The sequence below is a fragment of the Pseudomonas sp. GM18 genome (assembly GCF_000282195.1).
Classification (GTDB): Bacteria; Pseudomonadota; Gammaproteobacteria; order Pseudomonadales; family Pseudomonadaceae; genus Aquipseudomonas.
The window spans coordinates 51,901-67,085 of the sequence record NZ_AKJT01000001.1 but is presented as its reverse complement, the minus strand read 5'-3'; the positions used below and the strand labels follow the sequence as shown (position 1 = coordinate 67,085).

10 protein-coding genes are annotated in these 15,185 nt (G+C 61.8%); 5 read left to right on the top strand and 5 right to left on the bottom strand.

Annotated features, from left to right (window positions below):
- Positions 1 to 11 precede the first annotated feature (11 nt).
- Together pvdN and pvdM are read right to left on the bottom strand one after the other, a co-directional pair.
- Positions 12 to 1,292, bottom strand: coding sequence for a pyoverdine-tailoring periplasmic protein PvdN (gene pvdN / locus PMI21_RS27525; protein ID WP_007933106.1), 1,281 nt, complete (start codon positions 1,290 to 1,292; stop codon positions 12 to 14).
- A complete protein-coding gene (gene pvdM, locus PMI21_RS27530) occupies positions 1,289 to 2,659 on the bottom strand; it encodes a pyoverdine-tailoring dipeptidase-like protein PvdM (protein WP_007933105.1) in 1,371 nt (456 codons plus the stop codon). Before pvdM ends, pvdN begins: the two co-directional genes overlap by 4 nt.
- Positions 2,660 to 2,851: 192 nt before the next feature.
- Between pvdM and pvdP the strand changes: the two genes are divergently transcribed.
- Entirely contained in the window at positions 2,852 to 4,480 is a 1,629-nt protein-coding gene (gene pvdP, locus PMI21_RS27535) for a pyoverdine maturation tyrosinase PvdP (protein ID WP_007933103.1), read from the top strand.
- A 62-nt stretch (positions 4,481 to 4,542) separates the two neighbouring features.
- Here pvdP and PMI21_RS27540 read toward each other — a convergent pair whose 3' ends face one another.
- Genes PMI21_RS27540 through PMI21_RS27550 form a run of 3 tightly spaced genes read right to left on the bottom strand, consistent with a single transcriptional unit; the run spans position 4,543 to position 9,091 of the window.
- A complete protein-coding gene (locus tag PMI21_RS27540; RefSeq protein WP_007933101.1) occupies positions 4,543 to 5,937 on the bottom strand; it encodes an efflux transporter outer membrane subunit in 1,395 nt (464 codons plus the stop codon).
- A gap of 7 nt (positions 5,938 to 5,944) precedes the next feature.
- Positions 5,945 to 7,918 (bottom strand): MacB family efflux pump subunit, encoded by a 1,974-nt coding sequence (locus tag PMI21_RS27545; protein ID WP_007933096.1) that lies wholly within the window; start codon positions 7,916 to 7,918, stop codon positions 5,945 to 5,947.
- The gene (locus PMI21_RS27550; RefSeq protein ID WP_007933095.1) at positions 7,919 to 9,091 is read right to left on the bottom strand and encodes an efflux RND transporter periplasmic adaptor subunit; all 1,173 of its coding nucleotides are present in this window, start codon (positions 9,089 to 9,091) and stop codon (positions 7,919 to 7,921) included.
- A 334-nt stretch (positions 9,092 to 9,425) separates the two neighbouring features.
- Between PMI21_RS27550 and PMI21_RS27555 the strand changes: the two genes are divergently transcribed.
- The 4 genes from PMI21_RS27555 (at position 9,426) to PMI21_RS27570 (ending at position 15,137) form a co-directional block, all read left to right on the top strand.
- Complete coding sequence (locus PMI21_RS27555; protein WP_018925353.1) at positions 9,426 to 9,908, top strand: sigma-70 family RNA polymerase sigma factor; 483 nt, start codon at positions 9,426 to 9,428, stop codon at positions 9,906 to 9,908.
- A gap of 131 nt (positions 9,909 to 10,039) precedes the next feature.
- Positions 10,040 to 11,377, top strand: a complete 1,338-nt coding sequence (locus tag PMI21_RS27560; protein ID WP_007933093.1) for a lysine N(6)-hydroxylase/L-ornithine N(5)-oxygenase family protein — start codon at positions 10,040 to 10,042, stop codon at positions 11,375 to 11,377.
- 497 nt (positions 11,378 to 11,874) lie between these two features.
- Positions 11,875 to 14,592 (top strand): magnesium-translocating P-type ATPase, encoded by a 2,718-nt coding sequence (gene mgtA, locus PMI21_RS27565; protein WP_007933092.1) that lies wholly within the window; start codon positions 11,875 to 11,877, stop codon positions 14,590 to 14,592.
- A 167-nt stretch (positions 14,593 to 14,759) separates the two neighbouring features.
- Positions 14,760 to 15,137 carry a hypothetical protein gene (locus PMI21_RS27570; protein WP_007933091.1) on the top strand — a complete coding sequence of 126 codons (378 nt, stop codon included), beginning with the start codon at positions 14,760 to 14,762 and terminating at the stop codon, positions 15,135 to 15,137.
- Positions 15,138 to 15,185: the final 48 nt, after the last annotated feature.

Genomic DNA, 15,185 nt, shown 5'->3' with positions numbered 1-15,185 from the left:
GGGGCTGGCGATCAGAGCTGTTTGCCGAGCAACGCGATGAAGCGGTCGACTTCAGCTTCGGTGTTGAGCAGCCCCGGCGCCGTGCGGATTACCGGGCCGACGTCGCGCTCCACGGCATCGGCGATCACGCGGTTTTGCATCAGCCAGGCGGCGATCTTGTCGCTGCTCTGGCCCTTGACCCGGAAGAAGCTGAAGCCGGACGACAGCTCGGGGCTCAGGGGCGTGACCAGTTCGATTTGCGGGTGCGCTTGCAGGCGTTTTTTCATATAGCTGTTCAGCGCATGGATACGCGCCTGAACATCGGCCTTGCCCCATTGCAAATGCAGCTTGAAGGCTTCGTTCAGCGCCCAGCGGTGCTCGAACGAGTGATAACCGCCGGGTGTCATGGTGGTGGAGAACGCCGTGGCTTCGGAGAAGGTCGGGATGATCGGCGTGACGTATTTGACCTCTTCACTGCGGCTGCAAACGATGCCGGTGCCACGGGGGCCGAACAGCCATTTGTGGGTGCCGGCGATGAAGAAATCGCAGTTCATGGCCGGAAAACTCAAGTCCTCGACACCAAAACCGTGCACGCCGTCGACCAGGTAAATAATGCGGTCCTGGTCGGCGCGGCCGCGATTGTGCTTGTCCACCAGCGCGCCGATGTCGGCGATCGGCAGTTTCACACCGCTGCCGGAGTGCACCCAAGTCATGCCCAGGACGCGGGTTTCGGGTTTGATGTTCTGGTCGATCGAGGCAAGGATCTCGGCTTTGGAGACCGTCTGCGGATTCTTGAACAGCCTGATCTTGCGCACCCGGGTGCCGTCCCGTTGGGTGCGCAGAGCGAGAATGGTGTGGGTCGCGTAATGCTCGTGGGCCGTGGTGAGGATTTCCTGGTCCGGGCGCACATGAACGCCGCCGTAAATCATCGCTAGGCCTTCGGTGGTGCTGCCGGTCAAGGCGATCTGTTTGGCATTGGCTTGCAGGTAACGACCGGCCCAGACACGCACCTCTTCTTCACGCTGCTCGATAACACCCAGGTCCCAGTCCATCGCCAGCCCGGGGTTTTTATCGAGGGCGGCACGGTGCATCTCGATCGCTTCACGCACAGGCTTTGGGTGCGAGGTGATCAGGAAATTGGAGAAATGCAGGTAGTCCGGATCCTGGTCGAACAGCTGCCGCAGTTGCGCCCATTTGTCCCGAGGTGGCGAGGGCTGCGGCGTGGCGCTGGCGACGTTGTCCAGACCGACAGTCAAGGGCAGGCCGGCGGCGAGGATCCCGGCCTGTTTCAGAAAGGTGCGACGATCGCTCATGGTTTGCTCGTGCCTTGTTGTGAAATCAGCGCTGGCTTGGCGGCTTTCTGCACCTGATCCCAGACCCGCAGGAAGTTGCCGCCCCAGAGCTTGGCGATGTCTGCTTCGGAGTAGCCGCGCGAAATCAGTTCCGCCGTGACATTGCGAATTTCACCGACGTTGTTCCAACCCTTGACGCCGCCCCCTTCGTTGAAATCGGAGCTGATGCCGACATGGTCAATGCCGATTTTGCGCACTGTGTAATCGATGGCATCACCGAGGTCCTTGAGGGTGGCTTTGGGTTCTTTTTCGAGAATCGCGTAGAGACGGCTGGCGTACTGGCCGAATTTTTTCTCCGACCAGGCAGCGATGACCGGGTCGCCCGGCATCAACGCCATGGCGAGGTTCGGCAGGGGCGGCAGGTCGAACTCCTTGCGCAGTTCGTTGAGTTTGTCCTGGGTGGTCTGGGTCAGCGGGCGCAGGTATTGGGAGAAACCGACCACCTGCACCACGCCGCCACTGTTCTTGATCAGCTGCATTTCCTTGTCGCTGAGATTGCGCGGGATATCGACCATCGCCCGTGGCGCCGAGTGCGAGGCGACCATCGGCGTGCGGCTCAATTGCGCGACTTGCTCCAGGGCCTTGGCCGACATTTGCGACACGTCGATGATCACGCCCAGATCATTCAAGCGATGCACCGCTTGCTTGCCCAGGTCGGAGAGGCCGTCGAGGGCATCGGGCGAATCGTTGAAAAACGGCAGGGGGCGCGAAGAGTCGGCCCAGTCGTTATTGCCGATGTAGCTGAAGCCGAACATGCGCATGCCGCGTGCTGTCCACAGGTCCAGCAGGTTGAGGTCGTGGCCCAGCGGGTAGGCATTGAGCATGCTGATGAAAATCGCGAACTTGCCTTCACCGTGCAAACGACGGAAATCGTCGGGGGTGTAGGCAATGGCAACCTGATTGGGAAAGTCGCGGACCATCCCGGAAATAATCTTGTAGCGGATCTCCTGCTGGTTGCGTGCCTCTTCGACAAAACCGGCGGTGGGCTTGTGCGGCGCGTTGGCGCCATTCCACAGTTCCGGCCAGCCGAAAATTGTCAGGGCCGCGCCGGACAGGCGTCCGCGGTTGGCCTTGACCAGGTCGAACTGGCCCTTGCCATCCTTGTCGGCTTCGTTGCCCTGGGTGCCGAAGTTCTGCATCAGGCTGATGTGGCTATCGAAGGAGAGCATGCGCTCGTGCAACTCGTCGGCCTGTTTCATGACCTTGATCGGGTAACCGGGGTTGTCCTTGAATCCGTAATACCAGACCGCGAAGCCGGCGCCGGCGCTGATTGCCAGGGCCAGCGGCAGGCCGATGTAAAGAGCCTTTTTCGAACGTGGTTTTGTCATTGCCATCTCTGTCAGGTTCGCCGCCCCGGTGCAGGCGCAGGGGCCTTTGCTATCTGGGAGGAACGAGTGGCTGGCAGGGAAATTTAGGTGAGCTTGCGGGAGCGGGCTTGCCCGCGATGCTTTTAAATTTTCGGGGGTAACAAACGTTCTAGCTTGGATAAAGCCTGCTTCATGGCTGACACAGGTAGGGCAATGACGATTTCTCGACGATGGTTCATGGCAGGCCTGGCGCTGACTGGCGCTGCCGTGCCTGCGGCTTATTATGGGCATCGCGAATGGACGAAGCCGGACCCGACGATCACCCCCGGCGAAGCGACGGTCGACCTGGCGGACACCGCGGGTCAGCAGTTGGCCAACTCGCTGCGAGGCATTTGGGATATCCGCTTCGAAGGTTCGCAAGCGGGCCTCGACGGTTTACCGCAGCACGGGCTGGAGCTGTTTCTCGACATCGCCCAGCGCGGCCGCGGCCTGCGTGGCTGCCTCGATACTGCGCAGCAGTTACGCAGCGCAGCCGAGCCGCGTTACCGGGTGATCGGCGATCTGGTGTCGCCTGACGCCAGCCAGCTGTACTGGCGCCTGGTCGATCGGCAATCGGCCAACGGCGCGCCGGCTTATGAGCTGGCGGTCACGCTCGATGAGGTCTGGGCCGATTTTGGCAATGCCGGCAGTGGCACCCTCAGCGGGCGGATTCTGCGTCTGGATCGCCCGCTCGGTTTGCCGGAACTGGACAATCGTTTTGTCGCACGCAAACGGCTGTTTCCCGAAGCCCGTGAGCGTGTGGGGCTGAATCCGCCGTTGCTGGCGTGGCTGATATCCCCCGAACACCGCTTGTTCCACCAGCTCTGGCACGCCACGCGGGACAAATGGCACAAGCTCTCCAAAGACCAACAGGGTGCTTTGCGCGGCATCGGCTGGCAGCCGGGCCCGCGGGACAATGAGCGCGATGCCCGGGGGCCGCGCAAAGACCGTAATGGCTCGGGGGTCGACTTTTTCTTCATGCACCGGCACATGCTCGGCACGGCGCGTTCGATGCAGGACCTGCCGTCCTGGTCGAGCTTTCCGATGCCGCAGCCGGAGCTTGAGCGCGACCGTCAGGGCTTCGCCCGCTATTTCGACAATCACGATGGCACGGCGCTGCCGCCCACCTGGCTGGCCGCCGAAGACACCGAGTACACCCAGTGGGTCAGCGACATCAAAACCGCCGAGACCTATCACAGTAATTTTCAGGTGTGGGAATCCCGTTACCGCGACCCGCGTTATCTGTCGAAGCTGACCCTGGGGCAGTTCGGTTCGGAGATCGAGCTGGGCCTGCACGACTGGCTGCACATGCGCTGGGCCTCGGTGCCGCGCGATCCGTCCAACGGTCAGCCGGTGCCTTTTGCCCGGGATCCGGCGGACTTTGCCGCGCGTTGGTATGCGCCGGAAAACGACTTCCTCGGTGACCCGTTTTCATCCCACGTGAACCCGGTGTTCTGGCACTTCCATGGCTGGATCGACGATCGTCTGGAAGACTGGTTCCGCGCCCACGAACGTTTCCATCCGGGTGAACTCAGTCGGCTTGAGGTCAACGGCGTGCCCTGGTTCGCCCCGGGGCGCTGGGTTGAAGTTGATGATCCATGGCTCGGCCCGAGCACCCACGGTTGTAGCACCACGCCGGGATTACAGGTCGGCAAGTCGGTGGAAATGGACCCGGAAACCATGAAACTGGCGCTGCGCATCACCTTCGGCACTGATGAAAAGAAACTCGCGGATTTGTTCCGGCGGGTGCCGCAACGGCCGTGGTATGCGCGGAATCTGAAGGTCAAGCCGCTGAGGTCGTAAGCCAGGCACTTGTGGCGAGGGAGCAAGCTCCCTCGCCACATAGGGTGTACAGATAACCTCGATCAAAGCACCTGCCACCCCCCACCCAACGCTTTGTACAACGCAATGCTCGCCTGCAATCGCGACAACCGCAGCTGCACATTCGAATCCTGCGCCGCATACAACGTGCGCTGCGTTTCCAGTACCGTCAGCAAATCTTCGGCCCCGGCCTGATAGCGGCTTTGCGCAATGTTGAACGCGGTCTGGGCCTGGTTCAGTTCTTCGCGTTGCCACTGCCGCTGCTCATCCAGGCCGCGAATGCTGTTGAGGGCTTTTTCGACGTCGGCAAAAGCATTGATGATTGCGCCTCGGTAGGCTTCCAGCAGTTCTTGTTGGCGGGCCGTGGCCTTGTCGCGCTCGGCACCGAGGCGGCCGTTATTGAAGATCGGCGCGACCAGCCCGGCGGTGAGGTTGTAGAAAGGGCTGCGCAGAATATCGCTGGCCGTGTTGGCGCCCGAGCCGATGTTGGCGCTGAGGGTCACGGCGGGCAACATGGCGGCGCGTGCGACCGTGACGTTGGCCTGGGCGGCGGCCAGTTGCGCTTCGGCGCGGGCGATGTCCGGGCGGCGGCTGAGCAGTTCGCTGGGCAACCCGGCACCGATGGCGGGCCACTGCAGTTGCTCGAAGGACTCCTGGCTGCTCGGCAGTTGCTGAACCGGTCGGCCAAGCAGGGCGGCGAGGCTGATCCGTGCGTCCTCGGCTTGCTGGCGAATCAGCGGCAGTTGTCGTTGTTGCGCTGCCACCAGGCTTTTCTGTTGCGCCAGTTCCAGTGCGGTGGCCGAACCTGAGTCGAAACGGGTCTGCACCAGTTTCAAAACGTTCTGTGCGTTGGCCAGGTTCAGCTCGGCAATGCGACTTTGTTCATCCAGCGACAAGGCTTGCGCGTAGCTGTTGGCCACCCCGCTGAGCAAGGTCAATTCAACCGTGGCCTGATCGAACTCGCTGGCGCGCAGCGCGAACTGCGCGCTGTCTCGGGAGGCGCGTTTGCCGCCCCAGAAATCGATTTCGTAACTGGCGCTGAGGTTGGCGTCAAAGTAGTCCACGGCCTTGTTGCTGCTGTTGGCATCGAGTTGGCTGTAGCCGTTGCCACGCAGCAGTTTCTGGCGGTTGGCGTTCATGCCGGCCTTGACCTCCGGCAGCTGCGAGCCGCCGGCAATCACCGTGTCGGCCCGGGCCTGGCGCACCCGGGCGATGGCGGCGGCCAGGTCATAACTGCCGACGCGCGACTGTTCGATCAAGTGATCAAGCTGCGGGCTGCCAAACTGCGTCCACCATTGCCGACTCGTCTGAGAGGCACTTTCACGGTGTGGCGATTGCCAGGCCGGCGGTGGTTGAATGCCGCTGTCCGGGCGCGGAGGGGGGTGGCTGCACGCGCCGAGTAACAGGCAAAGGGTCAACAGGCTCAGTTGCGGTTTCATAGGTCGATCATTCACTGGTAAGGGCCGTGACCGGGTCGAGCCGGGCAGCTTTGCGGGCCGGCATGAAGCCGAAGACAACGCCGGTGATCAGTGCGCAGGCGAAGGCGCCGATGACGGCCGCCAGGGAAAAGGCCACCGCGACTTTGCTGAGCACCAATACGCCGCCGACGATCAGCGCCAGGGCAATGCCGGCGATCCCGCCGACCACCGAGAGCATCACCGCTTCGGTGAGGAACTGGCGCAAAATGTCGCGCTGACGGGCGCCGGTGGCCATGCGGATTCCGATCTCGCGGGTCCGTTCGCGCACGGTCATGAGCATGATGTTCATCACGCCGATGCCGCCCACCAGCAACGAGATCGCCGCAATCGAGCCGAGCATCAGCGACAGCGTATTTTGCGTGCGCGCCTCGGCTTGAATCATTGCGGCATTGTTGGTCAGTTCGAAATCGTGTTTGCCGCCGTGCAGGCGCAGCATCAACTGCTCGATGGCTTTTTCGGTCTCTTTGACCTTGCGCGCATCGGCCGCGGCAATGGCCACGTATTCGGGGTTGTGGGTGCCGAACAACCGGACACTGGCGGCCGAGTAGGGCACGGCAATCCGGTTGTCGCTGTCGGAGTCGCCGGAACTGGCGCCTTTTTCAGCGAGCACACCGACCACCTGAAAGGGCACGTTTTCGATCAGGATGTATTGGCCGATGGGGTTGGCGACATCCTTGAGCAGTTTGCTGCGCACCTTATGGCCGATCACCGCGACCGCCGCCGCGTTGCGTTCATCGGCCTCGGTGAAGTAGCTGCCTTCGACCACCGGCCAGTTGAAGATCGCCGGAAAGTTCGTGTCATTACCGCCGACGTAGCTCAGATGGTCGAGGTTGCCGAAGCGCACCCCGGCTTCGGCGCCGTTGACCGGCATGATCCGCATGACCTGCGGCAGGCTGGCCAGCGCCGCGACGTCATCCAGGGTCACGATGCCCGGCGGCGTGCGCGGGTTGGGGGCGGAGCCGCTGAGGTAAATGATGTTCGAGCCGAACGCGCCCATCTGCGCCATGACCTGACGCTTGCTGCCTTCGCCGACCGCCAGCATCACCACCACCGAGGCGACGCCGATGATGATCCCCAACAGCGTCAGGGCGGTGCGGAAGCGGTTGATCCACATCACCCGCCAGGCCGCGTGCACGGCATCCACCAGTTCACCTTTCCAGGCACCGGTGGCCTCGCTGCCTTCGCTCAGCCGTTTGCGCAAATCCACCGCTTGCAGCGCACCGGGATTGGCCGAGGCCTGCACGGCAGGGTTGTCGCGGGCGCTGTCGCTGATGATCAGACCGTCACGGATTTCGATCACGCGTTTGGCCCGGGCCGCCACGTCGCGGTCGTGGGTGATGAGGATCACCACATGGCCCTGGCTCGCCAGTTCGTCGAGCAGCGCCATGACCTCGGCGCCGCTGTGGCTGTCGAGGGCGCCGGTGGGTTCGTCGGCGAGGATGATGTGGCCGCCATTCATTAATGCGCGGGCGATGGACACCCGTTGCTGCTGGCCGCCGGAGAGCTGGTGCGGACGGTTGCCGGTGCGTTCGGCCAAGCCCAGACGGTCGAGCAGGGCGGCGGCGCGGGCGTGGCGTTCGGCCGCTGGGGTGCCGGCGTAGATCGCCGGCATCTCGACGTTTTCCTGGGCCGAGCCGGACGGAATCAGGTGGTAACCCTGAAACACGAAACCGAACGCCTCGCGGCGCAGCCAGGCCAGTTCATCGCTGTCGAGTGCAGCGACGTTTTCGCCGGCGAACAGATACTCGCCGGACGTTGGCCGGTCGAGGCAGCCGAGGATGTTCATCAGCGTCGATTTGCCGGAACCGGAAGCGCCGACGATCGCCACGAACTCCCCGGCGTGGATCGACAGGTCGATGCCGCGCAAGACGTGGACTTGCGGCGCGTCGCCGCCACCGTAGGATTTACGAATGTCCTGCAGGTCGATCAGAGGCGTTTGCATTCAACCTCCGCTGCCGTCGGCGGGGCCGATCAACAGGTGATCACCTTCGGCCAGTCCGTCGAGGATTTGCACCTTCAGGCGATCGCTGATGCCGGTGCGCACAGTCCGTTGCTCGATGCCGCCGTTCTGGGCGACCACCCGAGCCGTTTGACTGTCGGTCTGCGGGCCGCCCTGCAACGCCGCGACTGGCGCGGTAAGGACGTTGTTTGCCTGATTGGAAACGAAGAACACTTGGGTGGTCATTTCCGCCATCAGCGCGTTGTCGGCGTTGTCGACATCCAGCAGCACCGTGTACAGCACCACGCGGGCAGTCCCGCTTTTACTGGAACTGGCCGGGCTGCCACCGCCCCGGCTGGTCTGATCCAGCGGTTTGGGCGGTATCGGTAAAATCTGCCGCACCGTGCTGCTCCAGCGCCGGTTGCCGCCGCTGAGCGTGGTGAACCAGGCGGTCATGCCGGGTTTGACGTGGCCGATGTCAGCCTCCGAGACCTCGGCCCAGACCGTCATCGGCGACAGTTTGGCGATGCGCAGGATCAGCGGCGTTTGTTGCTGGGCGTTGAGGGTCTGGCCTTCCCGGGCATCAAGGGCCACGACCGTTCCGCTCATCGGTGCGTAAATGCGCGTATAGCCGAGTTCGGCCTGATCGCTGCGCAGGCTGGCCTGGGCCTGGCGGATCTGCGCCTCGAACATGTCGATGCGCGCTTGAGTGGTGCGCAGTTCGGCCTGGGCCGTTTGCACATCTTCGTCGCGTGTCGCGCCGCCGGCGGCGAGGTTCTGCTGGCGTTGATATTTCTGCCGGGCCAGGTCGTGTTGTGCCCGTTGCTCCTGCAGCTGCGCCTTGAGGTTGTCGATGGAAAAACGCCCGGCGTCGAGTTTGGCCTGTTGGGTGGAAGGGTCTATTTCCACCAGCAACTGGCCTTCCTTGACCACGTCACCGACCTCCACATGGATCTTCTGGATCTGCCCGGAGGCCTGGGCGCCGACATCGACATAACGCCGCGGTTGCAGGGTTCCCAATGCCGTGACGCTGCTTTCAATGTCGCCGCGCGCGACCTGGACCGTGGCGAAGCGGTCACGACCCGCAGGCAAAACCTGCCAGGCCGCGACGGCGATAACGGGGATCAGACAAAGGGCTACAAGCAGGGCGCGTCGGGTGTGACGGGGACGTTTCATGCAGGGTTCCGGCCAATAGGATTCGGCCCGTCATTCAGCGGGCGCGCAAAAACCTGGCGGCAGCTGAACGCTGTCGGAGGGCCGACAGACACGGGGAGCTGTCCTGTAAACGAGGGAAGAGGCGGGGAATTTAAGCGTTGGAGTTTTGAGTGACAGACAAAATTACAGGTATAGGACAGCACTATTTAGCAGGCAAATAGAAACAGCGCTTTAAATCTATATGAGAATTACTATAAATTACACACTCGAAATCGCCATCATCGTGCCACTGCCTACCTGGGCGGTCGCAGATCTGGTTCAAGGATAGAAACCGCACCCCGTGCGGCCGGGAGTCATGTTGGAAAACTACTATCGCGAGCTGGTGTGTTTCCTGAACGCCAGGCTAGGCAACCGTCAGGTGGCCGAAGATGTGGTGCATGACGCGTATCTGCGGGTACTGGAGCGTTCCAGCGACACGCCGATCGAGCAACCCCGGGCGTTCCTTTATCGCACTGCGCTCAACCTGGTGATCGACGACCATCGACGCAATGCCTTGCGTCAGGTCGAGTCCCTGGACGTGCTCGACAGCGAAGAACGCTACTTCATCCCTTCGCCCCACAACAGCCTCGATCACGGTCAGCGCCTGGACATGCTCCAGCGTGCGCTGGCGGAGCTGCCACGGCTGTGTCGCGAGAGTTTCCTGCTGCGCAAGATCGAAGGCCTGTCACACCCGCAAATCGCCGAGCACCTGGGGATTTCCAAAGCGCTGGTGGAAAAGCACATCGTCAATGCCATGAAGCATTGCCGGGTGCGGATGCGCCAGTGGGATGTCGCTTAAATCAGGCCTCGTTAAATTTTTTTTCATTGTCCTCGTTCCTATTCAACAGACGATCTGTCGCCGCCAAAGGCCGGTCAGGTCACCCAGGCTTTATCCCCGCCGCTGCGGGGTTTATCCAGAGGACACTGGAAATGACACAGGCAATTGCATCGCCCATCGTTCACGACCTGATCGGCGTCGGTTTCGGCCCTTCGAACCTGGCCCTGGCCATCGCCCTGCAAGAGCGCGGGCCGAGCCAGGGCGAGCTGGATGTGCTGTTTCTCGACAAGCAGGCGGACTACCGCTGGCACGGCAACACCCTGGTCACCCAGAGCGAACTGCAGATCTCGTTTCTCAAGGATCTGGTGACGCTGCGCAACCCGACCAGCCCGTATTCCTTCGTCAACTACCTCAAGCACCACGGTCGTCTGGTGGACTTCATCAACCTCGGTACCTTTTATCCGTGCCGCATGGAATACAACGACTACCTGCGCTGGGTTGCCGGGCAATTCACCGGGCAAAGCCGCTATGGCGAGGAAGTGCTGACCATCGAGCCGGTGCTGCACAACCAGCAGGTCGAGGCGTTGCGGGTGATCTCGCGTGATGCTCAGGGTTTGCAGCATGTGCGTACCACCCGTTCGGTGGTGGTCAGCGCCGGCGGTACACCGCGCATTCCCGAAGCGTTCAAGGCTCTGAAGGATGACGGCCGGGTGTTCCACCATTCCCAGTACCTGGAGCGCATGGCCAAGCAGCCGTGCGTGAACAACCAACCGATGAGCATCGCGATCATCGGCGGCGGGCAGAGTGCGGCGGAGGCCTTCATCGACCTTAACGACGGCTTCCCGTCGGTGCAGGTGGACATGATCCTGCGCGGCTCGGCCCTGAAACCGGCCGATGACAGCCCCTTCGTCAACGAAGTGTTTTCGCCGGAGTTCACCGACCTGGTGTTCCAGCAGGCCAGCAGTGAACGCGAGCGTCTGGTCAACGAGTACCACAACACCAACTATTCGGTGGTGGACATCGACCTGATCGAACGCATCTACGGGATCTTCTACCGGCAGAAAGTCTCGGGCATCGCGCGCCATGCGTTCCGTACCCTGACCACCATCGAAAAAGCCACCGCCACCGAACGCGGTATCGAGCTGGCGATGCGCAACAACGCCACCGGCGAAGTCACGGTTCACCGCTATGACGCCGTGGTGCTGGCCACCGGTTACGAGCGGCAGATGCACCGCAAGTTGTTGGCGCCGCTGGAGCAATACCTCGGCGATTTTGAGGTCGATCGCAACTACAGGCTGATCACCGACGAGCGTTGCAAGGCCGGGATCTATATGCAGGGCTTCTGCCAGGCCAGCCACGGCTTGAGCGACACCTTGCTGTCGATCCTGCCGATCCGCGCCGATGAAATTGCCGGCTCGTTGTATGACCATGGCAAATCCCGCGGGCATGGCCGGTCGGTGAGGGACCTGTTGTTGGCCACTGCCAGCTGACTGATCGTTCCCACGCTCTGCGTGGGAATGCCTCAATGGACGCTCTGCGTCCGCTTCGGAAGGGACGCGGAGCGTCCCGGACTGCATTCCCACGCAGAGCGTGGGAACGATCCTCGCTTGAAAGCTGAACCCTTCCTGAAGAACCCCGCGATTCCCCCCGCAACACCCCTGTGCAGCGTTTACTCTCTAGACATCGCGGCGTAAGCTTCGCGCGTTTTCATCAATTAGCGGAGACCCACAGTGGGTACTTGTTCGAGTGACAGTTGTCGGCCGGTCTCGGTAACCGGCATTTTCCCGGCAAGATAACGCGCAGCCTTTTTGTGCCGTTGTCTCGCCGTAAAGCGAGCAGCGGCATCCCGATCGTGGCCGGTTTGGCCCGACTCCCGACGTCCTCTCATCGACGCTGAACAGCGTGTGATGTTCGACCCCGTGTCGTCATCGCAGCGCCTCGACACGCCTGCTCGACGGTTTCCCGGCTGACCCTGGGGGGCACTGCCATGAACCTGACCTGGCTGAAAGAATTCTTCGCAGGATTCCTGCGAAACCGTCACATCGCCCGGCACTTCCGTCGACTGGCGCTGCTGGAAAGCTTCACCGACACCACGGTCAGCCGTGAAGTCCCGCCGACGCTCGCGCAAACCCTGGTCGCCGCCGCCAACAGCGACACCGGCCAATTGCTGGATAACCTCGGCAGCCACCCTGACGGCCTGACTGAACCCGAGGCCGATGCGCTGCGCGAGCAATACGGCCTCAATGAAGTCGAGCACGAGCAACCGCTGCCGTGGTGGACGCACCTGTGGCACTGCTACAAAAATCCGTTCAACCTGCTGCTGACCCTGCTGGCGGTGATCTCCTGGCTGACCGAAGACCTGAAAGCCGCCATCGTGATTTTCTCCATGGTGGTGCTCTCGACCTTGCTGCGTTTCTGGCAGGAAACCAAATCCAACCAGGCCGCCGACGCCCTCAAGGCAATGGTCAGCAACACCGCCACGGTGATGCGTCGGGAGGTGGCGAACAACGGTGCGCAACGCCTTGAATTGCCGATCAAACAACTGGTGCCGGGCGACCTGATCGTGCTCTCGGCCGGTGACATGATTCCTGCCGATTGCCGGGTGCTCAACGCCAAGGACCTGTTCGTCAGCCAGGCCGCGATGACCGGCGAATCGATGCCGGTGGAGAAATTCCCTCGTCAGCAGGACAACCACACCCACAACCCGCTGGACCTCGACAACATCCTGTTCATGGGCACCAACGTGGTGTCCGGCACGGCGATGGCGCTGATTCTCACCACCGGCAACAACACCTATTTCGGCGCGCTGGCGCAGCGGGTCGGTGCCACTGATCGTGCGCCGACCTCGTTCCAGACCGGAGTCAACAAAGTCAGCTGGTTGCTGATCCGCTTCATGTTCGTCATGGCGCCGCTGGTGTTGTTCATCAACGGGTTCACCAAGGGTGACTGGACCGAAGCGTTGCTGTTCGCGCTGTCGATCGCCGTGGGCCTGACCCCGGAAATGCTGCCGATGATTGTCACCTCGACGCTGGCCAAGGGCGCGGTGTTCCTGTCGCGCAAAAAAGTCATCGTCAAACGCCTCGACGCGATCCAGAACTTCGGCGCCATGGACGTGCTGTGCACCGACAAGACCGGCACCCTGACCCAGGACAAAATCTTTCTCGCGCGCAACGTCGATGTCTGGGGCAACGATTCCGATGACGTGCTGGAGATGGCCTACCTCAACAGCTACTACCAGACCGGCCTGAAAAACCTGCTGGACGTGGCCGTGCTGGAGCACGTGGAAATCCACCGTGAGCTGAAAGTCGGCACGGCGTTTCGCAAGGTCGACGAGATTCCGTTCGACTTCACCCGTCGGCGCATGTCGGTGGTGGTGGCCGAGCGTGATCAGCCGCACCTGCTGATCTGCAAAGGTGCGGTGGAAGAAGTGCTGGCGGTGTGCACCCGGGTGCGCCATGGCGATGCCGACGAGGCGCTGAGCGATGAATTGCTGGCGCGGATTCGCCAGGTCACCGCCACCTTCAATGCCGAAGGCCTGCGGGTGGTGGCGGTGGCGGCGCGGCCGATGATCGAGGGGCGCGACACTTACAGCCTGGCCGATGAACAGGCACTGACGCTGATTGGTTATGTGGCTTTCCTCGATCCACCGAAGGAAAGCACCGCACCGGCACTCAAGGCCCTGGCCGCGCACGGTGTGGCGGTAAAAGTGCTGACCGGCGATAACGAACTGGTGACCGCGAAAATCTGCCGCGAAGTCGGGCTGGAGCAGCAAGGCCTGCTGATGGGCAACGACATCGAACGCATGAGCGACGCCGAACTGGCGGTGGCGGTGGAGACCACCAACGTCTTCGCCAAACTCACGCCGTCGCACAAGGAACGCATCGTCCGTCTGCTCAAGGGCAACGGCCATGTGGTCGGCTTCATGGGCGACGGCATCAACGATGCGCCGGCCCTGCGTACTGCCGACATCGGCATTTCGGTGGACAGCGCGGTGGACATCGCCAAGGAAGCGGCGGACATCATTCTTCTGGAAAAGAGCTTGATGGTGCTGGAGGAGGGTGTGCTGGAAGGGCGGCGGACCTTCGCCAACATGCTCAAGTACATCAAAATGACCGCCAGCTCGAACTTCGGCAATGTGTTCTCGGTGCTGGTGGCCAGTGCGTTCATCCCGTTTCTGCCAATGCTGCCGATGCACCTGCTGGTGCAGAACCTGCTCTATGACATTTCGCAGATCGCCATCCCGTTTGATAACGTCGATGACGAGATGCTGAAACAACCACAACGCTGGCAGCCGGCGGATGTAGGGCGCTTCATGCTGTTTTTCGGACCGATCAGTTCGATCTTCGACATCAGCACCTTTGCCTTGATGTGGTACGTGTTCGATGCCAATACCCCGGACCACCAGACGTTGTTCCAGTCCGGCTGGTTCGTGGTCGGGCTGCTGACCCAGACGCTGATCGTGCACATGATCCGCACGCCGAAGGTCCCGTTCCTGCAAAGCCGCGCCGCCATGCCGCTGCTGGTGATGACGGGCATCATCATGGCCGTGGGCATTTTCTTGCCAATGGGGCCGCTGGCGCATTACTTCAAACTGCAGGCGCTGCCGTCGCTGTATTTCGTGTTCCTGCCGGTGATTTTGCTGGCGTACATGGGGCTGACCCAGGCGGTTAAAGGCTTCTATATTCGGCGGTTTGGCTGGCAGTAATGCTGCCAAACGCAGGAGCTGCCGAAGGCTCGGGCCGCGTTCGGACGATCTTTTGATCTTTCAGTCGGACAGAGCCTTCTATTTTTAGGAAAAGTCCTACAGAGCGCTCCCCGAGTCTTCCGTAGCCTTGCCGCCTCACTCATCAGCCATTGACCTGGAGGCCCGCGATGACCAACAAAGCCTTGCGCATCCTGATCGCCGACGAACAGCATTTTCACCGGATGAAAATCGAGCGGCTGTTCAACCAACTCGGTTATTACCGGGTGGCACCGGTGCAAAGCCTTGCCGAGATGCTGAACCTGGTCGAATACGGTTGCGAGCCGTTCGACCTGGTGGTCATCAATGCCTCACTGGCGGAAGGGTCATTGGATCTGTCCGGGTTCTTCCGCGATAACCATCAGGTTCACCACGCCTTGATCTATGACGACCACGCGGCTCTGCCGGATTTGGCAGCCATCCGACGGCTGATGGCGCGCATCGATCTGTCTGTGTATGAAGCTGCGCCGCTTCTGGATCACGAGCGGAGTCGACGACGAATTGGTTGAGTTCAGGGTTACCGTTCGTCGGTACTATCATTTCTGACAGGTACATTT